This window comes from Kribbella sp. NPDC050470 (assembly GCF_044458365.1).
GTDB lineage: Bacteria > Actinomycetota > Actinomycetes > Propionibacteriales > Kribbellaceae > Kribbella.
On sequence record NZ_JBITHV010000007.1, the window covers coordinates 277,059 to 301,002 of the forward strand.

Sequence of the window (23,944 nt, forward strand, 5' to 3'; positions counted from 1 at the left end):
AGTTGTCTTGATGTCAAGAGTCTTGATGGCGTAATCTCGACAGCATGGAAGACGAGGTCGATCGGCTGCTCGAGGCCTGGCGCCGGGAGCGCCCAGACCTCGACGTCGCGCCGATGGAGGTGCTGTCCCGGGTCAGCCGGCTCGCGCGGCACCTGGACCGCGCGCGCAGCCAGGCGTTCTCGACACACGGCCTGGAGTCCTGGGAGTTCGACGTCCTCGCGGCGCTGCGGCGGGCGGGAGCGCCGTACCAGCTGTCCCCCGGCAAGCTGCTGAAGGAAACCCTGGTCACCTCGGGCACGATGACGAACCGGGTCGACCGGCTCACGGCTCGCGGCCTGGTCGAGCGGCTTCCCGATCCGGCCGACCGGCGCGGGGTCCTGGTGCAGCTGACCGACGCCGGACGCGACGCGGTCGACGCCGCGATGGCCGACCTGCTGGCCCACGAGCGGCAGTTGCTCGGGTCGATCAGCGACCGCGACCAGGCGAAGATCGCGCGGGTGCTGCGCGAACTGGTCCGGCCGTTCGACCTCGAAAAGCACTGAATTCCCAGGCCCCGGACAAACCCGCCGGAATTCGGCCGGAATTATCCGAAAAGACGACCCGTCACTTCACCCCGGTTCCGATCGTTGCTAGTTGCAACGAGATCGTGAGACTGCTGTAGCGGTCGACTATCGACACTGAGTGATCGACCGCACTAGGGTCCTCACTGTCGGTGGTTGACCGACCACGAAACGTCAAGAATATGGTGACTTCGGCGGCAAGAGGTGGTCCGCCGAAAGTGGCCGCGCGGTGTCCGGGGCTCGGGGCCCGAACAACGCCGGCCGGCACGGGGCCCGCTCACCCGGAGGCGCGGCGCGCCCTCCGAATCACAGGGGATCGGAGGGTGCGCCGCGACTCAGTTGTGTTTCCACACGTTTTCCACAGGCGCGCGTTGCATATTACTCACCGGTCGTGGTCGTGCTTCGGTTCACAGCCTCGGGAATACGATCAAATGCGGACGCAGCTCATTCAGCGCGTTCGGCGGCGTCGAACCAGGCGGTTTCGAGTTCGGCGCGTTCCTCGGCCAGTTTGCGCAACTCGGTGTCCAGCTCGGCCAGCCGCTCGTAGTTGCTGGCGTTGGTGGCCAACTGGTCGTGCAGCTTCGCCTCGGTCTCGGTCAACTTGGCGAGCTGGCGCTCGATCCGGTTCAGCTCCTTCTTCGCCGCCCGGGCCGCTGCCGCGTCAACCACCGCCTCGGCCGCTGCGGGCTTCGCGTCCACGGCTGGGCTTTCGCTGACCGTCGTACGGCGGGGAGCGGCGTCGCCGAGCTCGTCGATGTACTGGTCGACGCCGCGCGGCAGGTGCCGGACCCGGCCGTCGCCCATGATCGCGTAGACCATGTCGCTGACCCGTTCCAGGAAGTAGCGGTCGTGCGTCACCGTGACGACCACGCCCGGCCAACTGTCCAGGAAGTCCTCCAGGACCGTCAGCGTCTCGACGTCGAGGTCATTGGTCGGCTCGTCGAGGATCAGCACGTTCGGCTCGTCGAGCAGGATGCGCAGCAGCTGCAGCCGCCGGCGTTCACCACCGGACAGGTCGGAGATCCGCGTGGTCAGCTTGTCGCCGCTGAACCCGAACCGCTCCAGCAACTGCGACGACGTCAGCTCACCACCGCGGCCGGCGAGTGCCGCAGTACGGCGGATGGCGGTGATGTGCTCCAGGACGGTCGCCGTACTGTCGATCTCCTCGAGGTTCTGCGTCAGGCTGGCGACGCGGACCGTCTTGCCCTGCTTCACGACGCCGCGGTCCGGCGCGAGCTGGCCGGTGAGGACCCTGAGGAACGTCGTCTTGCCGGCGCCGTTCGGGCCGAGCAGGCCGACCCGGTCGGCCGGGCCCAGGCGGAACGTGACGTGGTCGAGCATGACGCGGTCGCCGAAGCTCAGGCTGACGTCCTCGGCGTCGAACACGTCCTTGCCGAGCCGCGCGGTCGCCAGCTGCGACAGGGCGAGCTTGTCGCGCGGGGGCGGCTCGTTCTCGATCAGGGCGTTGGCGGCGTCGATCCGGAACTTGGGCTTGCTGGTCCGGGCCGGTGCGCCGCGACGCAGCCAGGCCAGCTCCTTCTTCAGGAGGTTCTGCCGCTTGGTCTCGGTCACCTGGGCCGTCCGGGCACGCTCCGCCTTGGCCAGGACGTAGGCGGCGTACCCACCGTCGTACGACGTGACGCGGCCGCCCTGGACCTCCCAGGTGTCGGTGCAGACCGCGTCGAGGAACCAGCGGTCGTGGGTGACGACGAGCAGGGCGCCGGCCCGGTCGACCACGTGCTTGGCGAGCCAGTCGACCGCCTCGATGTCGAGGTGGTTGGTCGGCTCGTCGAGGATCAGCAGGTCGACCTCGGTGAGGAGGAGCCGGGCCAGTGACGCGCGACGGCGTTCACCACCGCTCAGGGTGCCGACCAGCGCTTGGTGGTCGACTCCGCCGAGCAGGTGCTCCATCACCGAGCGCGCCCGCGGATCGGCCGCCCACGTGTAGGTCTCGGCGTTGCCGAGCACTGCGTGCAGGACCGTGTGCTGGGGGTCGAGGTCGTCGGTCTGGCCGAGGTACCCGAGCCGGACGTCGCGGTTGTGGACGATCCGGCCGCTGTCCGGTTCCTCCCGCCGGGCCAGGAGCTGGAGCAGCGTCGACTTGCCGTCGCCGTTGCGCCCGACCACGCCGACCCGCTCACCCCGGCCGATGCCGAGGCTCACAGTGTCGAGGAGTGTCCGAGTCCCGAAGCCCTTGGAAACAGCTTCCAGATTGACCAAGTTAGGTGCCGCCATATCGCGGACCAGAGTATCCGACGCCTGCCCGCGTGCCAGGATCGTCCACGTGCTGACTCGATCCTGGCTGGACGGCCTCGACCTGGGCGACCCGGTTTCCTGCGATCCGCTGGAAGGCGGAGTCGCCAACAAGACCTACCGGGTGCGTACGACGCTCGGCCGGTCGGCGATCGTGAAGACGCACGACGATCCGCCGCCGCGGCTGTACGAGCTCGAGGCCGACGGGCTGAACGCACTGCGGGTGCCTGGTGGGTTCGCCGTACCTGAGGTGTTGCGGGTGGCCGCGGACTTCCTCGTGCTCTCGGATCTCGGCAGCGCTGCGCTGGCGGACCAGTCGCCGGACTTCTGGCGGGACGCCGGCCATCGCCTGGCGATGCAGCACCAGCAGACGTCGGACAAGTTCGGCTATCACCAGGACAACTACCTGGGGCTACTCCCTCAGCGGAACCCGTGGACCTCCGACGGCCACGCCTTCTTCGCAGAACACCGCCTGCTGCGCTTCCTGGAAGTCCCGCGCTGCTACAACGCCCTCCCTGCGACCGACCGCCACCGCCTGGAGCGCGTCGCCTCCCGCCTCCCCGACCTGATCCCGGACCAGCCCCCGTCCCTGATCCACGGCGACCTGTGGCACGGCAACCTCCTCCCGGGTCCCGCCCTGATCGACCCGGCGGTCTACTACGGCTGGCCCGAAGCCGAGCTCTCCATGCTCGACGGCTGCGGCAACATCCCCGACACCTTCTACACCGCCTACGAAGAGCTCAACCCCCTCACCGAAGGCTGGCAAGCCCGCCTCCCCCTCCTCCACCTCCGAGAACACCTAGCCGTCCTCGCCCACTTCGGCAACACCGGCGAAGCCCTGACCAAGATCCAACAAACCCTCAACCACTTCAGCTGAGGCCTCAGGACTGGTTGAGGTGGAGGAGGTATTGCTTTTGGTTTAGGGGGTTGCCGTCGGTTCGGGGGCGGGTGGGGGTTGGGGAGGGGGCGGGGGTGTAGGTGGTGGTTGTGGGGGTGAGGATGCCTTCGCCGTGGGTGGCGCCGGGGAGGTGGGTTTCGAAGGTGTGGGTGGTGGCGGCGGGGAGGGTGCCGGTGAGGTGGGCGGTCTGGTCGGAAAGGGTGGTTTGGTCCACGACGGCTCGGGATTCGGCGAGCAGGGCGAGGACTCGGGAGATCGAGTCGGGTGGGATGTCGAGCTCGAAGTGCTGGACGGGTTCGAGGACGGTGGTGCCGGCCTCGGCGATGGCCTGCATGAGGACCAGTGGCACCAGGCGGCGGAAGTCGGCGGCGACGGTGTCCACGGACGAGTAGCCGGTGTGGGTGACGGCGACCTCCAGGTCGGGAATCTCCCAGCCGTACAGGCCCTGCTGCACCGTCAGCCGGACGGTCTCCTCGATCGCGGTGTGGAAGGCCCGCGGTAGCGCGCCGAGCTCGGACTCGACCCGGTAGTCCACACCAGCCTCCCCCGGCGACACCCGGAAGCCGACGGTCGCGGCCCACAGGTTGTCAGGGGCACCCATTTCCCGGTACGCCGTTCCGACGCCGGTCAGCCGCTCGACATGGATCGGCGTGGTCTCGCTGAAGTCGACGGCCACGCCGTACTCGGACTCCAGGAGCGACGCGATCACCTCCTTCTGCACTTCGCCGTACAGGCTGACCGTGATGTCGTCGGCCTTACGGACGCGGATCAGCGGGTCCTGCTCGGCGAGCTGGGTCAGCGCCTGGAAGAGCTTCATCCGGTCCCGCGCCCGCACGACCGTCTCGAGCGTCGGCGGCGCGAACAACCGCCCGACCCCGTCAGCCCGGACGCCGAGCTGGTCGCCGATCCGGACCTCCTTGAGCCCCAGCAACGCGACGATCTGCCCGGCCTCGGCCCGCTCGACCGGATGGCGAGAGCCGCGCGAGAAGACCTCGACCGCGCTCGGCCGGACCTGGTACGACGTACCTGCCGCCGGGTGCACGTCGACGTACGAACGCGCCGACAGCGTCCCGGCGTACACCCGCGCGGACGCGACCTTCTGCCCGGCCGCACCACGCTCGACCTTGAAAACCCTTGCCGACAAGGGATCTTCGGCAGAAGGAGTTGCCCGTGGCAACCAGGCGCGGATGCCGTCGATCAGCTCTTGCACGCCGACGCCGGTCATCGCGGACCCGAAGTACACCGGATGGACCCAGGCCGCACCCACCTGCCGTCGCAGCTCGGCGGCATAGTCGTCAGCCGCCAAGTCGTCGTCCAGGTAGCGCGCCAGGAAGTCATCGTTGCGCTCAGCAAGTAGCTCGGCAACGGCCTTGTTCATCGAAGGGGCCGACTCGAAGCGTGCTGCGCGAGTGCCGAGATCCGCGACCGACCCCATCGGCACACAGGCAGGCGTCAGCAACCGCGCGATGTCCGCGAGCAAGTCGCCGTACCGGGCTCCGAGCCGGTCGATCTTGTTCACGAACAGCAGGGTGGGGATGCCGAGGCGCTGCAGCGTGCGCATCAGCAGCCGGGTCTGCACCTGCACACCCTCCACCGCAGAGATCACCAGTACGGCGCCGTCCAGCACCGACAGCGCGCGTTCGACCTCGGCGATGAAGTCCGAGTGTCCAGGGGTGTCGATCAGGTTGACGGTCAGGTCGCCCAGCTCGAACGACACCACCGCGGAGCGGATCGTGATGCCGCGGCGGCGTTCGAGGTCCATCGAGTCGGTCTGGGTGTTCCCGTCGTCGACCCGGCCGACCCGGTCGATCACACCGGCGGCGTGCAGCAGCCGCTCGGTCAGGCTGGTCTTACCGGCGTCGACATGCGCCACAATGCCCATCGTCAGAGAGTTCAAGGGTCCTCGCGAATGCGTCGAAGTGATTCGTCCTGTCGAGGTCGAACACCGTGCGGCGCATCCCGTTCTCCGATCACGAGGCATTCCAAGGGGCAAACGCTTGGATGCTAACGCCGCCCCGATGCGGCCGCGACCGATTTTCCGGACTCAAACACTCGCTTGCCGGGCAGGCCCCGAAGGCCTGGTTTCCCAGCCCTGGCCCACCAACTCCTCAGCGGTTGACCGGGGCGGGGAGGATTCGGGCGCCGGGGACTGGGCCTTCGGCTTGGCGGACCATGCGGCAAAGGCCGGACTCGGCGAGTTCGACGGCCAGGTCGACGGCGCTGCGGCTGTCGGCGGCCAGGAAGAGGCAGGTGGGGCCGGAGCCGGAGACCAGCGCGGCCAGGGCGCCCTGGTCGAGGCCGAACTGCAGGGTTTCGCCGAGCTGTGGGCGCAGGGACAGGGCCGCCACCTGGAGATCGTTGCTGAGAGCAACCGCGAGCGCGCCGGGCTGACCGGACAACAGCGCCGAGAGGAGCTCCGGACGGACCTGGGGCGCCTCGACCCGGCGAAGCGGGCGCAGGCGGTCCAGTTCGCCGTACACGGCCGGGGTGGACAGGCCGCCGTCGGAGATCGCGAACACCCAGTGGAAGGTCCCGCGCGACATCACTTCGGTGACCTGCTCGCCGCGCCCGCGACCGAGCGCAGTGTGACCGACCAGGCAGAACGGTACGTCGCTGCCCAGGTCGCCGGCGAGATGCTGCAGCTCGGTCTGCGACAGCTGCAGCCCCCACAGCCGGTTGCACGCGACCAGAGTCGCTGCCGCGTCAGTCGAACCGCCCGCCATCCCGCCCGCGACCGGGATGGTCTTGCGGATGGTCAGGTCGACGCCTTCCTCGACGTCGTACTCCGCCTGCAGCAGGCGGGCCGCCTTGACCGCGAGGTTGGTCTCGTCCGTCGGCACGTCGGCCGCGAAGTCCCCGAGCACCTCGACCGAGATCGACGAGTCGTCGTCCCGCAGCACCGCGGTGACGTCGTCGTACAGGGCGACGGCCTGGTAGACCGTGGCGACGGGGTGGAACCCGTCCGGGCGCGGCGGACCGACCGACAGACCGAGATTGATCTTGGCCGGCGCTCGCACCGTGACCTCAGCAGAAGGTGGCACTCGCACAGGCTAGTGCCTCGCGGCGTCCGCCAAAGCCGCGAACTCGGTGATGCCGAGCATCTCTCCTCGGAGCTTCGGGTCGATCCCGGTACGGCGGAACACCTCGTCGAGCTGCTCGCGGTCCGGCAGCCAGCGTGCCAGCGCGGACCGGATCGTCTTGCGGCGCTGCGAGAACGCCGCCTCGATGACCGCGAACACCTCCTCGCGACTCGCTGCCGTGGCAGGCGGTTCGCGACGCTCGAAGGCGACCAGGCCCGAGTCGACGTTCGGCGCCGGCCAGAACACGTTCCGCCCGATCGGACCGGCCCGGCGGACTTCGGCGTACCAGGCCGCCTTCGCGGACGGCACGCCGTAGGTGCGCGAACCCGGCCCGGCCGCGAGCCGGTCGGCGACCTCCGACTGGACCATCACGAGGCCGTGCCGAAGCGAGTCGGAGACCTTGAGGAGGTGCAGCAGCACCGGTACGGCGACGTTGTACGGCAGGTTCGCCACACACGCGGTCGGCGCGCCGATCTGGTCCGGGCCGACCGTCATCGCGTCGGCCTCGATCACCGTGAACGCACTGGCCTGCCCCGGCGCGTACGACGCGATCGTCGACGGCAGCGCGGACGCGAGCAGGGGGTCGATCTCGACCGCGGTGACCCTGTGGCCCTCGGCCAGCAGCGCCAGGGTCAACGACCCGAGCCCCGGGCCGACCTCGAGCACCGTCTCACCGGGGGCCAGCGAAGCGGCCTTGACGATCCGGCGAACCGTGTTCGGGTCGATGACGAAGTTCTGGCCGCGCTGCTTGGTCGGGCGGACCCCGAGCGATGCGGCCAGTGAACGCACATCAGCCGGACCGAGAAGCCTCGGTCCGGCTGATGTGGATGAATCAGCGCTGCTCACACAGCACAGTCTTGCACTACGCCCGCTGGCCGCAGACCGGCCAGTCGCCGTAGCCGCCCCGCGCCGCCCGGACCTTCTCGGCGATCGCGATCTGCTGCGCCTTGCTGGCCAGGTGGGCGTTCTCCGCGTAGGCGTCACCGCCGTACGCGACCCAGGTCTGGTGGCTGAACTGCAGGCCGCCGTAGTACCCGTTGCCGGTGTTCGTGGCCCAGTTGCCGCCCGACTCGCACTCGGCGATCCGGTCCCACGCGCTCGTGTCGCCGATCGGCGGGTCGGTGTCGGTGGTCGGCTCCTCGGGCTTCGGCTTGGTGCCGACGGTGACCTTGGCGTCGACCGGGGCGGTGACGACCTTGCTCGAGACCACCTTGGTGGCCGACAGCTTGCCGTCCAGGTAGGTGTACAGGTACGTGATCGACTTCTCGCCTGCCTTGCCGGCGGCGGTGGTCTTCTTCGTCCCCACGAGCAGGGTGGCCGACTCGGTCTCGTCGGTGCCGAACGCGATCGCCTCGGTCTTGGTGACCTTCTTCTGGTCGACCTTGACGTAACCGACCTTGTTGACGCCGGGCTTGAGCGCGGTGGCGGCGGCCGGGCTGATCCGGTCGTCCTGGTCCCACACGATCTTCGCCGCGGTCAGGGCCTCACCGACGGTCCCGGCCATCGACTTGATGGTCGCGACCTTGCCCTGCCGCACGATCTGCACGGTCTTCGGGGTCTGGACCACGAGACTCAGCCCCTCGCGTCCGATCGGCGCGCTCCGGCTGGTCGAGAACACGGCCGCGGTGTCGTACCGCAGGCCCAGGTCCGCCAGCGCCTCGTTGACGCTGTCGGCGGTGGTCCAGAAGGTCTTCTTGGTGCCGTCCGCGGTGACGGTCAGCTGGCGACCGTACTGCACCGCGATCTCTTGGCCGTCCTTCAGCTTCGCGTCCAGGCCCGGCGCCACGACATCATGCTCGCCGACCTGAACCTTCTCGGCCTTGAGGGCGTCCGCCACGGTGGAGCCGAAGGTGTGAACCTTCTGCACCTGGCCGTCGACGGAAAGACTGACCGTCTTGCTCTTGCTGGCATATGCCACGGAGCCGCCCGCGACGGCAAACGCAGCCGTCGCACCGACGGCCACGATGATGGACTTACGCACTAACGCTCCCAGGTAGGGCTACCCGGGCACGGGGCAGGACAGCACTGGCACCGACCGCGTGCTCCAGACTGGAGGGCTGGCATCACGATGAACGCCGAGCGGCGTGCTGCCCGGAACCTTCCCCGATCCCGGCCAACATCACGGGACCATAACGAAGAAGTCGCGGAAGTGCCAATCCCCTCGTCGGCGAGTCGCAAAAAGGTGTAATGGACCGATCACGCCTCGTGACGGCCCCAGTGCCCCCGATGAACGACTTCCGCCGTACTCCGGCGCCCTCGTTTGAGCGACGGCGACCGCTTGTCCGGGGCCCGGTAGCCGACCGACAGCAGGCCGATCAGGTCGAACCCGTCCGGCACACCGAACTCCTGGTAGAGCTTGCCCACCTTGTCCGCGGGAGGCCCGAAAAAGCACGCTCCCAGGCCCTCGTCGACGACCGTCTGCAGCATCAGCAGCACGGCCATCCCGGTGTCGACGTACCAGTACGGCGCCGTCCAGCGGGACTCGTCGCGGTCGGTCCAGCCCTTGTCCGGCTCGGTGTAGCGGTCGAGGTACGCGTCCTTGTGCGCGAAGGCCAGGATCAGCAGCGGCGCGCGGCGCAGGCCTGTGATCCATTCCACATACTTGTCGTCGACCTCCTCGGCCGCGATTCCCCAGTACCGCTCGCGGTCGGCGCCCTCCAGCGTCAGGAACGCCCAGCCCTGGCTGAACCCGCCGGACGGCGCGTGCAGCCCGTTCTCCAGGATGCGCTCCCGGACCTCCGCCGGCACCGGCCGATCGGCGTCGTAGTTACGCACCATCCGGCGCCGCCGGACTACCTCACTGAACTCCATGAGGCACTGTCTACCAGCCGCGCCAACAGGTACGCCTCGGTCCCGGCCAGCCCGACCGAGCAGAACACGACGGTCCGGCCCGACGCCGTACCCGTCAGCACCTCGCCCAAGCCGATCAGGCGGTCGTGCTGCGGGGTGCCGGCGAGTATGAAGGGCGGGTCGTACGCATGGGTCTGGGCGACCGAGTCCGTCACCACAAGGTCCGCCCGGTCGATCAGGTCCGGACCGAACTCGGCCCGCCCGACCACCTTCGGCCCGAGCGTGGTCACGAAGGTGCCCGGCGCGATCCACTCGGACTCGATCACGGGCACCGCGCTGCTGGTCGCGAGTACGACGAGATCCCGGTCCTCGACCGCTTCCCGGGCCGATCCGACAGCCGTCACAGGCAGCCCGAACTCCTCGGAAACCCTTGCAGCAAAGGCGTTCCGGCGATCGGCATCACGACTGAAGACGGCGACGGACGAGAGCGGGCGGACCGCGGAGATCGCCCAGAGTTGGGTCCAGGCCTGGGTGCCGGTGCCGACCAGGCCGAGCGTGGTCGCGTCCTTCCGGGCCAGCGCGTCGACCGCGACGCCACCGATCGCCCCGACCCGGCGCGGACCGAGCTCGTTGCCCACAGCAACACCTCGGACGGCGCCGGAGTGCCAGTCGTGTACGACGACCAACTGGCTGCCCGGGTCGGTGTCGAAGGTGTCGTACGAGCGGTAGCCGTACCACTCCCCTGTCAGCGCGCCGGTGGTAAAGATGAGGTTCCCGTCGCCGAGCTCGGCGTACACGCGCGGCGGCGTGTGCAATCGCCCCTCGTACGCGGCAAGGACCGCCTCCCGCATCCATGCGACTGCGTCGGCCGCGGACAGGTGCTCACGGATGTCCGCATCCGTGACGACCCTCACCAGGCGCCGCCGAAGACCTTGTTCGCGTTGGTGTTCAGGGCGTCGCAGAGCTCGGGGACCGAGATGTTCAGGACGCCGGCCATCTTCCGCACGGTGTGCGGGATCAGGTACGACGCGTTCGGCTGGCCGCGATGCGGTGACGGAGTGAGGTACGGCGCGTCCGTCTCGACCAGCACGTGGTCGAGTGGGGTCACGGCGAGCGCGTCCCGGAGCGACTGGGCGTTCTTGAACGTGACCACGCCGGCGAAACTCAGGAACGCGCCGCGGTTCACGCACTCGCGGGCGAACTCGGTGTCGCCGGAGAAGCAGTGCATGATCAACCGGTCCGGCACGCCCTCGCGGTCGAGGATCTTCAGGATGTCGTCGTGCGCGTCCCGGTCGTGGATCATCAGCGCCTTGTCCAGGCGCTTCGCCATGTCGATGTGCGCGGCGAACGACTCGTGCTGCGCGGCCCGGCCGTCCTCGCCGGTGCGGAAGTAGTCCAGCCCGGTCTCGCCGATCACCCGGACCTTGTCCGAGCTCTTCGCCAGCCGCTCGATCTCGGCGAGTGCGCTGTCCAACTCACCGACGGCCTTCAGCTTGGGGGCCTCGTTCGGGTGCAGCGCGACGCCGGCGACGACGTTCTTGTACTGCTGCGCGGCCTCGACCGCCCACAGCGCGCCCGGCAGGTCGCAGCCGACCTGGACGATCCGGGTGACCCCGACCGACGACGCCAGCTTGATCGCCTCGGCCGGGCTCAGCCAGGCCCCGTCCTCGCCGTCGGCGATGTCCAGATGACAGTGCGCGTCGACCACACTCATCGGCAACGGATCAGGCACCGCCGGCCGGCTCCGATCCCGGGACCGCCCGTCCTCCCCCACCGAGGCCCGCTCCCGAGTCGGCCGCCCAACCTCCACACCATCACCAGACATACGCCCAAGGTTACTGACTACTTCTCGGCCGATTCCTTGACCTTGGCTACCAGCATCTCCCACATGCCTTGGGAGTGGGTGGCCTCTTCTTCGGTGGAGTTGTTGTCTTGGGTCAGGGACAGGTGGGTCGACGTACCGTGGTCGTTCAGTTCGTAGGTGAGGGTGTGGTAGTTCTCGGGGACGTCCGGCTGCCCGCTCATCGGGCTGTAGTGGGTCACCTTCAGCAGGCGGCCGGGGTCGACCTCGAGGATCTCGCCCTTGTCCTCGTACGCCTTGCCCTCGAACTCACCGCTCCAGGTGACCGGGCTGCCGGGCTTCCAGTCCGTCTTCACGTCGGCCCCGAACCAGATCGCCTTCAGCTCGTCCGGATCGGTCAGCACCTCCCACACCCGTGCGGGCGAGGCCTCGATATCGGTCTCCGCCGTGGCCAGGAAGTTCGCCATCGTCCTCAACTCCTTTCTCCCCCGACCGTACGACGCCCCCGCCTTACGCGCTTGTAGAAAAGCGTCAACCGAGTCGCGCAAGCTCCTCGTCCACCACCTCGGGCGCGAGCTTGGTGAAGATCGGAGTGGGTGCGCGCACAGGAGTGCCTGGTACGACGGGCTCCTGCACCCAGCGTGGTTGAGCCGAGTAGTCCCCCGTGATGATCGGGTACGGCGCACCGCCGTCGAGATCCTCCACCTCGTGAATCTCCGGCTGCGGCAGGAAGGCACCAACACCGCCAAGCGCCTCGTGGACGCGTTGCGCCGAGTGCGGCAGGAACGGCGCGAGCAGGCGGTTGCTATCGGCCACCACCTGCGCGGCAACATGCAGGATCGTGCCCTTGCGCTCCGGGTCGGACTCCTTCCAGGGCGCCTGCTGGGACAGGTACTGATTGGCCTCGGAGGCGTTCCGCATCGCCTCACCGATCGCGAGCCTCAACCGCTGGTGCCGCAGATGGTCGCCGACCGTCCCGAACGCCTCCTTGCTGGCGGCAAGCAGTGCGCGGTCGGCCGGGGCGAGCTCGCCGGCCGCCGGGATCGCGCCGAAGTTCTTCGCGATCATCGACGCGGTCCGGTTCACCAGGTTGCCCCAGGTGCTGACCAGCTCGTCATTGTTCCGGCGGACGAACTCGGCCCAGGTGAAGTCGGTGTCCTGCGTCTCCGGCCCGGCCACCGAGATGAAGTACCGCAGCGCGTCCGGACCGTACCGCTCGAGCACGTCGCGGACGTAGATCACCACCGACCGCGACGACGAGAACTTCCGCCCCTCCATGGTGAGGAACTCGCTGCTCACCACCTCGGTCGGCAGGTTCAGTACGCCGTACTCGCCGGGCGACGCGTTGTGGCCGAGCAGCTCGGCCGGCCAGATCTGGGCGTGGAAGGTGATGTTGTCCTTGCCCATGAAGTAGTACGACTGCGCGTCGGGATCGCACCACCATTTTCGCCACGCGTCCGGGTCGCCGGACCGGCGTGCCCACTCGATGCTCGCGGACAGGTAGCCGATGACGGCGTCGAACCACACGTACAGCCGCTTGTTCGGGTTGTCCTCCCAGCCGGGAAGCGGGACCGGGATCCCCCAGTCGATGTCGCGGGTCATCGCGCGCGGCCGGACGTCGTCGAGCAGGTTGGTCGCGAACTTCAGCACGTTCGGCCGCCAGCCGGTCCGGGTCTGCAACCAGGAGCCGAGCGCGTCGGCCAGGGCCGGGAGATCGAGGAAGAAGTGCTCGGTCTCGACGAACACCGGTGTCTCGCCGTTGATCCGGCTGCGCGGGCTGCGCAAGTCGATCGCGTCGAGCTGGTTGCCGCAGTTGTCACACTGGTCGCCGCGCGCGGCGCCGTACCCACAGATCGGGCAGGTGCCCTCGATGTAGCGGTCCGGCAGGGTGCGTCCGGTGGACGGCGAGATCGCGCCCATCGTGGTCTTCGGGACCAGGTATCCGTTGCGGTGAACGACTCTGAACAGCTCCTGCGCGACCGCGTAGTGGTTGCGGGTGGTGGTCCGGGTGAACAGGTCGTACGACAGGCCGAGCCCCTGCAGGTCCTCGACGATCACCCGGTTGTACCGATCGGCGAGCTCCTGCGGGCTGACACCTTCCCGCTCGGCCTCCACCAGGATCGGCGTCCCGTGCTCGTCGGTCCCCGACACCATCAGCACGTCATGACCGGCCATCCGCAGGTACCGGCTGAACACGTCGGAAGGAACGCCGAAGCCGGAGACATGGCCGATGTGCCTGGGCCCGTTCGCGTACGGCCACGCCACAGCGGAGAGGATGCTGGTCATCTGCTGACTGTAGGAGTCCGGACGACTGCAGGACCAGGTGTTTACAGCAGCCGAGCGGCGCGGGTGCGGAGGTACCGCTGCTCTGGGGCGCTCGTGGTGCGCTTCGCGGCTTCGATGTAGGCCTCCTGGGCCGCCGGCAGGTCACCCGACTGCTCGAGCAGGTGTGCACGGACGGCGGCCAACCGGTGATGGTCAGCGATCTTCGGGTCCGCAGCCAGCTCGTCGAGGAGTTCGAGGCCGGCGGACGGGCCGCGCAGCATCGCCACCGCGACCGCCGAGTTCAGCCGGACCATCGGATCGGCGGAGATCCGGATCAGGACGTCGTACAGCGCGACGATCTGCCGCCAGTCGGTGTCGGCGAAGCGGTCGGCCTCGGCATGTACGGCGGCGATGGCGCCCTGCAACTGGTAGGGCCCGGGCCGGCGTCGCGGGAGCACCTCCTCGAGCAGACCGATGCCGTCGGCAATCATGGCCCGGTCCCACAGCGTCCGGTCCTGCTCGGCCAGCGGGATCAGGTCGCCGGTCGGACCGGTTCGCGCCGTACGGCGGGCGTGGGTGAGCAGCATCAGCGCCAGCAGGCCGCCGACCTCCGGCTCGGACGGCAGCTTCGCCCAGAGCATCCGGGTCAGCCGGATCGCCTCCGAGGCGAGCTCGACCCGTTGCAGGTCCGCGCCCGACGAGGCGGCGTACCCCTCGTTGAAGATCAGGTAGAGCACCTGCATCACGACGTCGAGACGGTGCCGGCGCTCCGGTCCCTCAGGGAGTCGGAACCTCGCTCCTGACTGCTGAATCCGCTGCTTGGCGCGGCTGATCCGCTGGCCGACAGTGGTCTCGGGAAGCAGCAGGGCGCGGGCGATCTCGGCAGTGGTGAGGCCGCCGACCGCTCGCAGGGTGAGCGTCAGCTGGCTGGCCGGCTGCACATCCGGATGACAGCACAGGAACATGATCACTAGCGTGTCGTCCTGGTCAGCGACGCCTCCGCCGCTGTCGGCGGGCGAGCCGAGGAGATCCTCGGGCAGTCGCCTGGTGGCGTCCAGCTGCTCCCGGCGCCGTCGCGACTGCTCGCTCCGCAACAGGTCGGTCATCCGCCGTACTGCGACAGTCGTCAGCCAGGCCGCCGGGTTCGGTGGGATGCCGTCGGCCGGCCACCCGGTCGCCGCAGCGAGCAGGGCCTCCTGGACCGCGTCCTCGGCGACGTCGAACCGGCCGAACCGGCGGGTGACCGCAGCGAGGACCCGCGGCGCGTGTTCACGCAGCAGGTCCTCGATGCGGACAGGCTCGGCCGGGTCCGGTTCCACGGTCACATCTCCTGGCCGCCCTGCTCCATCACCGGCCGGAGCTCGACCCGAGTCTGGACCAGGGCCGAGAACCGGGCCGCCAGCTCGACCGCGCGGTCGTGCGACGCGACGTCGATGATCCCGAAGCCGGCCAGCACCTCTTTGGCCTCGGCGTACGGACCGTCCGAGGCGACCGGGCGGCCGTCGGAGATCTCGATCGTCATCGTGTGCGAGGGATCGGCCAGCCCGTAGCCGGTGACGAGCTCGCCGTTCGCGGCCAGCTCGCCGTAGAACTCCCCCATCGCCTGGAAGTGCGCGTCGATCTGCTCCTGGGACCAGCTGGCCTCGCGTCCGCCGAGGCCCAGCGTGTCCCAGGCCGACTCGTCTCCGAAGGTCATGATCATGTACTTCATCGGTCGTCACCGTCCTTGCGCGTCATGGTCGACTCGTAGCCGCCCCCCGGCCACTGCCAGGCGCCGGTGTTGACGGTGAAGTCGGCGTCGAACTCGCCCACGAACTTGGCCGGCGAGCCCGGACTGCCGAACCAGATCGTCAGCGTGCTGCCGGCCAGCTCGTAGGTGTACTCCAGGATCTTGCCGTTGGTGCCGAAGAAATGGGACCGGAGCATATCGCTGTCGGGGTCCAGGCCGATGTACTCGACTCCCCGGCCGCCCTCGTCGCCGAGGTCGACCCGCTGGACGATGAAGTTGCCGCCGTCGAACCACTCGTAGCTGACGGTTCCGCTGTGGCCGGGGCCGCTGACGTTCCAGTGGCCGATGAGCGGTGCGAGGGCCTGCAGCGCCTCGGCGGGTGAGCGGTCGGCGGGGTTCTTCTCGGACATGGGAGTTTCTCCTGACCTGTGAGCCGCGGCCGTCAGCGGCGGACGAAGTGGACGAGGGCGGCGAGTTGCCCGCGGCGGCTGGCGGCGACGACGCTCGCCAGGACTCCGAAGGCCAGCGGGATGACCGGTGCGATGCCCAGCACGAAGACGTTGGTGACGACAGCACCGGCCATCAGGGCGACCAGCCCGGTGGCCGCCAGGCCGGTCAGCCGGGGAACCAGCAGGCCGACGCCACCGGCGATCTCCAGGATGCCGACCAGCAGCCGGAGCCATTGCCCCGCGCCGATGTCGTCGAACATCGTCACCATCTGGTCGCTGCCCAGCAGCTTGCTTGCTCCACCGGCGACGAACTGCGCCGCCAAGGCCACCTGGGTGACCAGCTCGGCCACCTTCCGGGCTCGCGCCGCACGACCGGCGGTCGCGGGGCGGGCGGTCGGCCGGATGTCGATCTGCGTCATGGTCTTGCTCCGATTCTCGAGGTGTGGACTTCACCCCGTCATCGGAGCCGCCCGGCTGTTCTCGACAGCCGGGCGGAGATTCCCCGAAGTTTTCTGATCAGCCGCCCTACGGCAGTACGACGACCTTTCCCTGGGCGTGGCCGGACTCGCTCAGGTCCTGGGCCTTGGCGGCGTCGGCGAGGGCGAACGTCTCGGCGATGCGGACCCGGAGGGCGCCGTCGGCGGCTGCCTCGAGCTGTGCCGACAGAGCGGCCGCGATCTCCTCCGGCGTGGCCGTGGCGGCCATCGATCCCGCGACGCCGAGCTCACCGGCGTTCATCGCGGCGATGGTGACGATCCGGTCGGTGCCGCCGCGGAGCTCGATCGACTCCTCCAGCCCGCCCTGACCGGCGGCGTCGAACACCGCGTCGACTCCCTGCGGCGCCGCTTCCCGGACCCGGTCGAGCAGGCCCTCGCCGTACGCGACCGGGATCGCGCCGAGCTCCCGCAGGAACGGGTGGTTGGCGGGCGCCGCCGTACCGACGACCGTCACGCCGGCCGCCTTGGCGAGCTGGACGGCGATCGAGCCCACAGCCCCGGCGGCGCCGTGCAGCAGCAGGGTCTCGCCTTCCTTCACCTTCAGCTCGTCCAGGACGCGCTGCGCCGTCTCGCCCGCGACCGGCAGGCCGACCGCCTGCTCCCAGCTCACCCCGGCCGGCTTGCGTACGACGTTGCCGACGATCGCGTACTCGGCGTACGCCCCGCTCTTGGCCCAGCCGACCACCTCGTCACCGACCGCGAAACCCGCACCCTCGCCGGCCTCGTCGACCACCCCGGCGACCTCGAGGCCCGGCGTGGCCGGGAAGGTCACGTCGATGAACCCCTGGGTCCAGCCGCGGCGGATCTTGAAGTCGATCGGGTTCACACCGGCGGCCCGCACCCGGACCCGCACCTCGCCCGGACCGGCGTGCGGCTCGGCCACATCCTGGGTCCGCAGCACCTCGGGACCGCCGAACTCCTCGAACACCACCGCTTGCATATCCTGCCTCCATCGATTGGTTGATGCTTCAATCGATGGTCGCCGTCCGGCGCCGGATCCGTACTGGCCGTTCGGACAGTTGTGCACCGGTCCGATGGCCAGGAGGCGTCGATCCCCGGAATCTGGATACCGTGGGCACGTGTCCCTGACTCTGAGCGACGTCGACCTGTTCGAGGCTTCCAGGCCCCGGCTGGGCGCGATCGCCTACCGCCTGCTCGGTTCGGCGAGCGAGGCCGAGGACGCCGTCCAGGAGACATTCCTGCGCTGGCAGGCCGCCGACCGCGAGCGGATCGAGGTCCCCGAGGCGTGGCTGACCAAGGTGCTCACCAACCTGTGCCTGAACCAGTTGACCTCCGCACGGTCCCGTCGCGAGACGTACGTGGGCCAGTGGTTGCCCGAGCCGCTGCTCGCCGGCGACCCGCTGCTCGGACCGGCCGACACCGCCGAGCAGCGTGAGTCGGTGTCGATCGCCGTACTCACGCTGATGGAGCGGCTGTCGCCGAACGAGCGGGCGGTCTACGTACTGCGGGAGGCGTTCGACTACCCGCACCGCGAGATCGCCGAGATCCTCGACCTCACCGAGGCGTCCAGCCAGCAGACCTACCACCGGGCCAAGCAGCACCTCGCCGGTGGCAAGGCCCGGATCGAGGTCGACGAGGCTGCGGCTCGCCGGATCGTCGAGGAGTTCCTGGCCGCGGCCGTGACCGGCCAGACCGAGCCGCTGGTGAGACTGCTGACCGACGACGCCATCGCGGTCGGCGACGGCGGCGGCAAGGTCCCGGCCCGCACCAGCCCGTTCACCGGCGCCGTGGCGGTCTCGAAGTTCCTGCGCGGCCTGTTCAAGCCTTCCGAGAACAAGCGCGGCTACCTCGGCGGCAGCCCGAGTCTGTACGCCGAGCTCGCCAACGGCGACCCCTCGATCGTGGCCGTGGTGGACGGTCGCGTCGTCGGCGTCATGCACCTCGAGGTCACCGCCGCAGGCATCACCGCCGTCCGCAGCGCGGCCAACCCCGACAAGCTCGAGCGCGCGACCGCCCGGTGGAACGCGACCGAGCACGGGGAACCGCTGATGACCGCCTGGTAGCGGGTGTGACCTGCTTCATACCGCAGACCTGTCAGGAATCCGTGCGCCGTCCGGTTCAGGACGCGAACCCACGCAGACAGGAGCTCGGATATGAAGCACCGCATCGTCGTCCTCGGCGCCGGCTACACCGGTGCCATCGCCGCGGGCCGTCTCGCCCGGAGGCTGCACGGTGACGACGTCCACCTCACTCTCGTCAACGCCGAACCCGACTTCGTCGAGCGGGTCCGGATGCACCAGCTGGCTGCCGGGCAGGACCTGCCGTCGCGGCCGCTCGACGAGATGCTCGAGGGCACCGGCGTCGTACTGCGCCTCGCCAAGGTGACCGGTGTCGACGTCGACCGCAAGACGGTGACCTTCGCCGACGGCTCGCCTGAGCTGACCTACGACACCTTGGTCTACGCGCTCGGCAGCCGCTGGAACGACCACGGCGTCCCTGGCGCCACCGAGCACGCGTACCAGATCGCGAGCCGGCCGGGAGCGCTGGAACTGCGCGAACGCCTGGCCGGCCTGGAAGCGGGGCAGACGGTCACGGTGGTCGGCGGCGGTCTCACCGGAATCGAGGCGGTGACCGAGTTCGCCGAGGCCCGGCCGGATCTGAGCGTGGCGCTCGTGACCGACGGCGGCCTGGGTGAGTGGGTCTCGCCCAAGGGGCAGGCACACCTGCGGAAGGTGTTCGCGGACCTCGGCATCACCGTCCACGAGCGCGCCGAGGTCGCGCGGGTCGAGGCCGGAGCGGTCGTCACGAAGGACGGTACGGCGATCCCGTCGGCGGTCACGGTGTGGACTGCCGGGTTCGCGGTGCACCCGATCGCGGCGGCGACCGCGCTCGAGACCACCGCAACCGGCCAGATCGTCGTGGACGACATGATGGCGTCGGTCTCGCACCCGGACGTGTACGCCGTCGGCGACGCGGGCTACGCGATGGGCACCACCGGGAAGCCGCTGCGGATGTCCTGCGCCTCGGGTGGCCCGATGGCGTGGCAGGCCGCCGACGCGATCGCCGCCCGCCTGACCGGTGGCAAGCTCCCGCACTCGCCGCTGCGCTACTTCAACCAGTGCATCAGCCTGGGACGCAAGGAGGGCCTCATCCAGTACGTCACCGCGGACGACCGGGCGGTGAACCTCTCGTTGCGGGGCCGCGCGGCAGCTGTGTACAAGGAACTGATCTGCAGGGGCGCGTACTGGGGTGTCGCCAACCCGATGCTCGGGATGCCGGTCCGGCGGCGGCGGATCACGCAGTCGCAGGTGTCGCCGGTTGGACGGGCTCGGGTGGACGCGTCAACCGACGTACTCTGAAGGACATGCTGACGACTGACGAGGTGGTCGACGCGGCGGCGGTGCTCGCGGCGGCGGCGCAGATCATCGACGGACCGCCGAACGAGATCCTCGACCGGCTGTCGACGGCGACCGCGGAGCTCGTCCCGCACCGCGCCGTCGCGCAGCTCGCCTCCCAGTGCGCGTCGACCCCGGTCACCGCGCACGGCGAGCCCGCGCTCGCAGAGGCGATCACCGGGGCCGACCTGGCCGCCTTGCTCGGCACCGTGACGGCCGGTCAGCCGTGGCAGGGCGTCGTACCGATCGCGGGCGCGGAGTATCCCGTCCTGGCCGTGTCCAGCGACCGGGCGCCGCGCGGATCCGTGGTCGTCTTCATCCGGTACGACGAGACGCCGACTGCCGCGGCCGCGGTCGTGCAGGAGCTGTGGGACCTGGTCACCATCCACATGTACCGGCTCACGCTCGAACGCGAACCGGGCGTGCTCGCGCAGAACCGGGCGGTCGCGGAGGCCCGGAACGACGTCGCCGCCGAGCTCGGTGAGGCACACGCGGCCACACTCGCCACGATCCTCGGCGTACTGCGGAACCAGCGGATCGACGACGCCTCGGCCCGGACGATGGCGGTCGAGATGGCGCTGAACGGCCTGTCCGAGCTGCGCAACGACACTCAGCGGGATCGGGTGTGCAGTGGCGAGGAGCCGGCCGGGAAGGCGTTCGACCGGCTCGCCGACTCGCTCCGCGCACTGCTCCGGCACGGCCCGGTCGACCTCGAGCTCGACACCCCGGGCAACGACAAGCTGATCCCGGCCGGGGTCGCGCACCGGGCCCGGGTCGCGGTCCGCTCGGTCGTGCTGGCGATGCTCACGCAGGACGGCGTACGGCGGATCCGCGTCGGCTGGCGGTGGAACGGCACGGACCTCGAGGCGACCGTCCGCGACGACGGCCCCGGCCGGCTCGAGGACGTCCTCGACCTCGGTCAGCTGGCCGAACGCCTCCGCCTGCACGAGGGCGACCTGGACCTGGACGCCGTACCGGGCTGGGGTCTCACCGCGCGCATCACCCTGCACGCCGGCTCCGCGCCCCAGACCGTCACCTCAGACCCGCTGGCGCCCCTCGGCACCCGCGAGCTCGAAGTCCTCGAACGCCTGGCCCAAGGTCACCGCAACCGCTCCATCGCCGACGACCTCCACATCAGCGAGTCCACGGTCAAGTTCCACGTGGCCAACATCCTCACCAAGCTCTCTGTCACCACTCGCACCCAGGCAGCCGCCCTCTACCACGCAACTGCGCTCTAGAACGCCGCCCGTTTGTTAGCGTGGCCAGGGTGAGGCCCGATCGCCGACCCAGACGCCTCCACCGGCTCGTGCGCCGGTCTGCGGCCACCCTGCCGATGGCCAGGTTCTACGGCGTCATCCAGCCACCCCTCGACCGGCTCGTCTATCGCCTGAGCCACGGCCGGACGAGCGCGACGGCCTGGCTGGCCGGGCTGCCGATCACCATGCTGACCACGACGGGCGCGCGGACCGGCCTGCCCAGGACGACGCCCTTGCTGGGGCTGCCGGACGGCGAGGAGATCATCCTGATCGCCTCCAACTACGGCCGCCCCGGCCACCCGGCCTGGTACTACAACCTCCGCGCCGACCAGCACGCCACGATCGTCGTCGACGGCCAGAGCCGCGAGGTCGTCGCCTACGAGCTGCACGGCGCGGAGCGGGAGCGGGACTACCGGCGCGGTGAAGAGGTGTTCCCGGGATTCACCCGGTACCGCCGGTGGGCAGCCGATCGCACGATTCCCGTGCTGCGGCTGCGCCCCGACGTCAGGACTCCTCGAGGCGAGGGAACAGCGGGTCGCCCTTCGTGAGGGTGGCGCCGGCCGGGAGCTGGCCCCAGGTGGCCGCGTCCTGGACGCGCTGATCCTTGAGCGAGCCGAGCTTCTCCTCGGCGCCGAGCAGGGTCCAGAGCTTGGCCGACGTCTTCGGCATGGTCGGGTTGTGGAGTACGGCGACCGCCCGCAGCGCCTCGGCGGACGAGTACAGGATCGTGGCGAGCCGGTCGCGCTTCGAGTCGTCCTTGGCGACCTTCCACGGCTCCTGCTCGGTGACGTAGCCGTTGATCACGCCGACCAGGTCGTTGATCGCGGCCAGCGCGTCGTGGAAGGCCAGCGTGTCGATCGCCTTGTCCGCGGTCGCCACCGTCTGGGCTAGCTTGTCCGCCAGCGCCTTCTCGGCCGGGCCGTGGTCGGTCGGCTCCGGCAGCGCGCCGTCGAAGTACTTGCCGACCATCGCCGCGATCCGGCTGGCCAGGTTGCCCAGGCCGTTGGCGAGCTCGGAGGTGTAGACCGCGCTCAGGTGCTCCCACGAGAACGAGCCGTCCGAGCCGAACTGGATCGTGCGCAGGAAGTAGTACCGAAACGCGTCCGAGCCGAAGTGGTCGGTGATCTCGTGCGGCGCGATCGCGGTCAGCTTGGACTTGCTCATCTTCTCGCCGCCGACCAGCAGCCAGCCGTGCGCGAACACCTGCTTCGGCACCGCCACCCCGGCCGCCATCAGCATCGCCGGCCAGATCACCGCGTGGAACCGCAGGATGTCCTTGCCGACCAGGTGCACGTCGACCGGCCACAGCTCCTCGAACCGCTCCGGGTCGGTGCCGTAGCCCGCAGCGCTCACGTAGTTGAGCAGCGCGTCGATCCAGACGTAGAGGACATGCTCCTCGTCCCACGGGACCGGGATGCCCCAGTCGAAGGTCGACCGGGTGATCGACAGGTCCTGCAGGCCCTGCTTGACGAACGCGATCACCTCGTTGCGGGCGCTGGCCGGCGCCACGAAGTCGGGCTGCGACTCGTACAGCTCGATCAGCTTGTCGGCGTACGCCGAGAGCCGGAAGAAGTAGTTCGTCTCCGCGACCGTCTCGAGCTCGGTGCCGTGGATCATGCACCGCTGGGTGCCGTCCTCGTCGACCCGGATGTCCGCGGGCAGCTTGAACTCCTCGCAGCCGACGCAGTACAGGCCCTCGTACTGCCCCTGGTAGACGTCGCCCTTGTCGTAGAGCGTCTGCCAGAACTCGCGGACCCGCTCGGTGTGCCGCTGCTCGGTGGTCCGGATGAAGTCGTCGTACGCGATGTCGACGTCGACCCAGGCCGGCTTCCAGGCCTCCTCGACGAGCTTGTCGGTCCACTCCTTCGGCGACATGCCCTGGGCCTGCGCGCTGCGCATCACCTTCTCGCCGTGCTCGTCGGTACCGGTCAGGTACCACTTCCGCTCGCCGCGCTGCGCGTGCCAACGGGTGAGGACGTCCCCGGCCACGGTCGTGTACGCGCTGCCGATGTGCGGCGCGGCCGTGACGTAGTAGATCGGGGTGGTGACGTAATAGGCCTTCTCGGACATAAGGAAAAGGGTAGTGCCGCGCGCCAGCGCTATTTACCAGGGTCCCGGGCGGCGAGCACAGCGTCGTACACGGTCCGTTTGGGAACGTTGAAGCGCTTGGCCACATCCGCGATGGCCTGTTTGCGGGGTGTTCCGGCTTCCTCGTCCGTCGCGACCTCCCGGGCGAGGTCTTCCGGGGTCAGCACCTTGTGCGGGTCCGCGCCCGCGACGACCACGGTGATCTCGCCGCGGACGCCGTCCGCCGCCCACTCGGCCAGCTCGGTGAGCGGGCCGCGCTTGACCTCTTCGTACGTCTTGGTGAGCTCGCGGCAGACCGCCGTACGACGGTCCGCGCCGAAGGCCTCCGCCATCGCCTCGAGGGACGCGGCCAGCCGATGCGGGGCCTCGAAGAACACCATCGTCCGCGGCTCGTCCGCCAGCTCGCCCAGCCGCCGGGACCGCTCCCCCGGCTTCCGCGGCAGGAACCCCTCGAACGTGAACCGGTCCACCGGGAGCCCGGACAGCGCCAGCGCGGTCAGCACGGCAGACGGCCCCGGTACGGCGGTGACGTCGACGCCGGCCTCGATCGCGGCGGCCACCAACCGGTAGCCCGGATCCGACACGCTCGGCATGCCCGCGTCCGTCACCACGACCACGGTCTGTCCCGCGGTCAGCGCGTCCAGGAGCTCGGGGGTGCGCTCCCGCTCGTTGCCCTCGAAGTAGCTGACCACCCGGCCGGCGACCACGACCCCCAGCTCCGAGGTCAGCCGCCGCAGGCGCCGGGTGTCCTCGGCCGCCACCACATCGGCCTCGCCGAGCACTCGCCCGAGCCGGGGCGACGCGTCCAGGACGTCGCCGATAGGACTCCCCGCCAGTACCAATCGCCCGGTCACGGGCCCCATCATCGCAGTCCCAGGACGCACGGCGGGGCGCAGTGCTACTGGGGGCTCCGTACCATGGC

General features: G+C 69.6%; 23 protein-coding genes. 6 read left to right on the top strand and 17 right to left on the bottom strand.

Annotated features, from left to right (window positions below; all coding sequences use genetic code 11):
• Nucleotides 1–44: 44 nt before the first annotated feature.
• A complete protein-coding gene (locus ACIBGM_RS22390; RefSeq protein WP_396386646.1) occupies nucleotides 45–542 on the top strand; it encodes a MarR family winged helix-turn-helix transcriptional regulator in 498 nt (165 codons plus the stop codon).
• Nucleotides 543–1,004: 462 nt separating this feature from the next.
• Here the strand turns inward: ACIBGM_RS22390 and ACIBGM_RS22395 are convergent, their stop codons facing one another.
• On the bottom strand, nucleotides 1,005–2,795 hold the full coding sequence (locus tag ACIBGM_RS22395; RefSeq protein ID WP_396386647.1) for an ABC-F family ATP-binding cassette domain-containing protein: 1,791 nt from the start codon (nucleotides 2,793–2,795) through the stop codon (nucleotides 1,005–1,007).
• Between the two features lie 49 nt (nucleotides 2,796–2,844).
• Between ACIBGM_RS22395 and ACIBGM_RS22400 the strand changes: the two genes are divergently transcribed.
• Nucleotides 2,845–3,690 carry a fructosamine kinase family protein gene (locus tag ACIBGM_RS22400; RefSeq protein ID WP_396386648.1) on the top strand — a complete coding sequence of 282 codons (846 nt, stop codon included), beginning with the start codon at nucleotides 2,845–2,847 and terminating at the stop codon, nucleotides 3,688–3,690.
• A 4-nt stretch (nucleotides 3,691–3,694) separates the two neighbouring features.
• On the opposite strand, the gene ACIBGM_RS22405 is transcribed toward ACIBGM_RS22400, so the two are convergent.
• The 14 genes from ACIBGM_RS22405 to ACIBGM_RS22470 all read right to left on the bottom strand — a co-directional run bounded on the left by ACIBGM_RS22405 (nucleotide 3,695) and on the right by ACIBGM_RS22470 (nucleotide 17,262).
• The gene (locus tag ACIBGM_RS22405; protein ID WP_396386649.1) at nucleotides 3,695–5,593 is read right to left on the bottom strand and encodes a GTP-binding protein; all 1,899 of its coding nucleotides are present in this window, start codon (nucleotides 5,591–5,593) and stop codon (nucleotides 3,695–3,697) included.
• 226 nt (nucleotides 5,594–5,819) lie between these two features.
• Nucleotides 5,820–6,758: a 4-(cytidine 5'-diphospho)-2-C-methyl-D-erythritol kinase gene (locus ACIBGM_RS22410; protein WP_396386650.1), complete on the bottom strand. Its 939-nt coding sequence runs from the start codon at nucleotides 6,756–6,758 to the stop codon at nucleotides 5,820–5,822.
• A gap of 3 nt (nucleotides 6,759–6,761) precedes the next feature.
• Entirely contained in the window at nucleotides 6,762–7,580 is an 819-nt protein-coding gene (gene rsmA / locus ACIBGM_RS22415) for a 16S rRNA (adenine(1518)-N(6)/adenine(1519)-N(6))-dimethyltransferase RsmA (RefSeq protein WP_396386651.1), read from the bottom strand.
• 73 nt (nucleotides 7,581–7,653) lie between these two features.
• Complete coding sequence (locus ACIBGM_RS22420; protein ID WP_396386652.1) at nucleotides 7,654–8,772, bottom strand: ubiquitin-like domain-containing protein; 1,119 nt, start codon at nucleotides 8,770–8,772, stop codon at nucleotides 7,654–7,656.
• Between the two features lie 215 nt (nucleotides 8,773–8,987).
• A complete protein-coding gene (locus ACIBGM_RS22425) occupies nucleotides 8,988–9,602 on the bottom strand; it encodes a nitroreductase family protein (RefSeq protein WP_360525317.1) in 615 nt (204 codons plus the stop codon).
• The gene (locus tag ACIBGM_RS22430) at nucleotides 9,584–10,495 is read right to left on the bottom strand and encodes an ornithine cyclodeaminase family protein (RefSeq protein WP_396386653.1); all 912 of its coding nucleotides are present in this window, start codon (nucleotides 10,493–10,495) and stop codon (nucleotides 9,584–9,586) included. The genes ACIBGM_RS22425 and ACIBGM_RS22430 overlap by 19 nt, the downstream gene beginning before the upstream one ends.
• On the bottom strand, nucleotides 10,492–11,406 hold the full coding sequence (locus ACIBGM_RS22435) for a TatD family hydrolase (RefSeq protein WP_360525323.1): 915 nt from the start codon (nucleotides 11,404–11,406) through the stop codon (nucleotides 10,492–10,494). Before ACIBGM_RS22435 ends, ACIBGM_RS22430 begins: the two co-directional genes overlap by 4 nt.
• A 17-nt stretch (nucleotides 11,407–11,423) precedes the next feature.
• Nucleotides 11,424–11,849, bottom strand: coding sequence for an SRPBCC domain-containing protein (locus ACIBGM_RS22440; protein ID WP_396386654.1), 426 nt, complete (start codon nucleotides 11,847–11,849; stop codon nucleotides 11,424–11,426).
• Between the two features lie 64 nt (nucleotides 11,850–11,913).
• Complete coding sequence (gene metG / locus ACIBGM_RS22445) at nucleotides 11,914–13,668, bottom strand: methionine--tRNA ligase (protein WP_396386655.1); 1,755 nt, start codon at nucleotides 13,666–13,668, stop codon at nucleotides 11,914–11,916.
• Between the two features lie 41 nt (nucleotides 13,669–13,709).
• Entirely contained in the window at nucleotides 13,710–14,972 is a 1,263-nt protein-coding gene (locus ACIBGM_RS22450) for an RNA polymerase sigma factor (RefSeq protein WP_396386656.1), read from the bottom strand.
• Nucleotides 14,969–15,358 (bottom strand): YciI family protein, encoded by a 390-nt coding sequence (locus ACIBGM_RS22455; protein ID WP_360525335.1) that lies wholly within the window; start codon nucleotides 15,356–15,358, stop codon nucleotides 14,969–14,971. The genes ACIBGM_RS22450 and ACIBGM_RS22455 overlap by 4 nt, the downstream gene beginning before the upstream one ends.
• Nucleotides 15,355–15,786 carry a hypothetical protein gene (locus ACIBGM_RS22460; protein WP_396386657.1) on the bottom strand — a complete coding sequence of 144 codons (432 nt, stop codon included), beginning with the start codon at nucleotides 15,784–15,786 and terminating at the stop codon, nucleotides 15,355–15,357. The genes ACIBGM_RS22455 and ACIBGM_RS22460 overlap by 4 nt, the downstream gene beginning before the upstream one ends.
• 32 nt (nucleotides 15,787–15,818) lie before the next feature.
• Nucleotides 15,819–16,244, bottom strand: coding sequence for a DoxX family protein (locus tag ACIBGM_RS22465; protein ID WP_396386658.1), 426 nt, complete (start codon nucleotides 16,242–16,244; stop codon nucleotides 15,819–15,821).
• A gap of 106 nt (nucleotides 16,245–16,350) precedes the next feature.
• Nucleotides 16,351–17,262 carry an NADP-dependent oxidoreductase gene (locus ACIBGM_RS22470; protein ID WP_396386659.1) on the bottom strand — a complete coding sequence of 304 codons (912 nt, stop codon included), beginning with the start codon at nucleotides 17,260–17,262 and terminating at the stop codon, nucleotides 16,351–16,353.
• A gap of 139 nt (nucleotides 17,263–17,401) precedes the next feature.
• Here ACIBGM_RS22470 and sigJ point away from each other — a divergent pair, with 139 nt between their 5' ends.
• The 4 genes from sigJ (at nucleotide 17,402) to ACIBGM_RS22490 (ending at nucleotide 21,482) form a co-directional block, all read left to right on the top strand.
• Nucleotides 17,402–18,346, top strand: a complete 945-nt coding sequence (gene sigJ / locus ACIBGM_RS22475) for an RNA polymerase sigma factor SigJ (protein ID WP_396386660.1) — start codon at nucleotides 17,402–17,404, stop codon at nucleotides 18,344–18,346.
• A 90-nt stretch (nucleotides 18,347–18,436) separates the two neighbouring features.
• Nucleotides 18,437–19,642, top strand: coding sequence for an NAD(P)/FAD-dependent oxidoreductase (locus ACIBGM_RS22480; protein ID WP_396386661.1), 1,206 nt, complete (start codon nucleotides 18,437–18,439; stop codon nucleotides 19,640–19,642).
• A 5-nt stretch (nucleotides 19,643–19,647) separates the two neighbouring features.
• Entirely contained in the window at nucleotides 19,648–20,916 is a 1,269-nt protein-coding gene (locus ACIBGM_RS22485; RefSeq protein WP_396386662.1) for a LuxR C-terminal-related transcriptional regulator, read from the top strand.
• A gap of 95 nt (nucleotides 20,917–21,011) precedes the next feature.
• Entirely contained in the window at nucleotides 21,012–21,482 is a 471-nt protein-coding gene (locus tag ACIBGM_RS22490; RefSeq protein WP_396386663.1) for a nitroreductase family deazaflavin-dependent oxidoreductase, read from the top strand.
• Here the strand turns inward: ACIBGM_RS22490 and metG (ACIBGM_RS22495) are convergent.
• Both metG (ACIBGM_RS22495) and rsmI read right to left on the bottom strand, forming a co-directional pair.
• Nucleotides 21,439–23,004, bottom strand: a complete 1,566-nt coding sequence (metG, locus tag ACIBGM_RS22495) for a methionine--tRNA ligase (protein ID WP_396386664.1) — start codon at nucleotides 23,002–23,004, stop codon at nucleotides 21,439–21,441. The two genes, ACIBGM_RS22490 and metG (ACIBGM_RS22495), sit on opposite strands and share 44 nt — an antisense overlap.
• A gap of 29 nt (nucleotides 23,005–23,033) precedes the next feature.
• A complete protein-coding gene (gene rsmI / locus ACIBGM_RS22500) occupies nucleotides 23,034–23,885 on the bottom strand; it encodes a 16S rRNA (cytidine(1402)-2'-O)-methyltransferase (RefSeq protein ID WP_396386665.1) in 852 nt (283 codons plus the stop codon).
• Nucleotides 23,886–23,944: the final 59 nt, after the last annotated feature.

What these genes read in the sequence shown, in the direction of transcription:
- ACIBGM_RS22390 (WP_396386646.1), top strand. Translation starts at nt 45, where the DNA reads ATGGAAGACGAGGTCGATCGGCTGCTCGAGGCCTGGCGCCGGGAGCGC.
- ACIBGM_RS22395 (WP_396386647.1), bottom strand. Translation starts at nt 2,795, where the DNA reads ATGGCGGCACCTAACTTGGTCAATCTGGAAGCTGTTTCCAAGGGCTTC.
- ACIBGM_RS22405 (WP_396386649.1), bottom strand. Translation starts at nt 5,593, where the DNA reads ATGGGCATTGTGGCGCATGTCGACGCCGGTAAGACCAGCCTGACCGAG.
- ACIBGM_RS22425 (WP_360525317.1), bottom strand. Translation starts at nt 9,602, where the DNA reads ATGGAGTTCAGTGAGGTAGTCCGGCGGCGCCGGATGGTGCGTAACTAC.
- ACIBGM_RS22435 (WP_360525323.1), bottom strand. Translation starts at nt 11,406, where the DNA reads ATGTCTGGTGATGGTGTGGAGGTTGGGCGGCCGACTCGGGAGCGGGCC.
- ACIBGM_RS22440 (WP_396386654.1), bottom strand. Translation starts at nt 11,849, where the DNA reads ATGGCGAACTTCCTGGCCACGGCGGAGACCGATATCGAGGCCTCGCCC.
- metG (WP_396386655.1), bottom strand. Translation starts at nt 13,668, where the DNA reads ATGACCAGCATCCTCTCCGCTGTGGCGTGGCCGTACGCGAACGGGCCC.
- ACIBGM_RS22455 (WP_360525335.1), bottom strand. Translation starts at nt 15,358, where the DNA reads ATGAAGTACATGATCATGACCTTCGGAGACGAGTCGGCCTGGGACACG.
- ACIBGM_RS22460 (WP_396386657.1), bottom strand. Translation starts at nt 15,786, where the DNA reads ATGTCCGAGAAGAACCCCGCCGACCGCTCACCCGCCGAGGCGCTGCAG.
- ACIBGM_RS22465 (WP_396386658.1), bottom strand. Translation starts at nt 16,244, where the DNA reads ATGACGCAGATCGACATCCGGCCGACCGCCCGCCCCGCGACCGCCGGT.
- ACIBGM_RS22470 (WP_396386659.1), bottom strand. Translation starts at nt 17,262, where the DNA reads ATGCAAGCGGTGGTGTTCGAGGAGTTCGGCGGTCCCGAGGTGCTGCGG.
- ACIBGM_RS22480 (WP_396386661.1), top strand. Translation starts at nt 18,437, where the DNA reads ATGAAGCACCGCATCGTCGTCCTCGGCGCCGGCTACACCGGTGCCATC.
- ACIBGM_RS22485 (WP_396386662.1), top strand. Translation starts at nt 19,648, where the DNA reads ATGCTGACGACTGACGAGGTGGTCGACGCGGCGGCGGTGCTCGCGGCG.
- ACIBGM_RS22490 (WP_396386663.1), top strand. Translation starts at nt 21,012, where the DNA reads ATGGCCAGGTTCTACGGCGTCATCCAGCCACCCCTCGACCGGCTCGTC.
- metG (WP_396386664.1), bottom strand. Translation starts at nt 23,004, where the DNA reads ATGTCCGAGAAGGCCTATTACGTCACCACCCCGATCTACTACGTCACG.
- rsmI (WP_396386665.1), bottom strand. Translation starts at nt 23,885, where the DNA reads ATGGGGCCCGTGACCGGGCGATTGGTACTGGCGGGGAGTCCTATCGGC.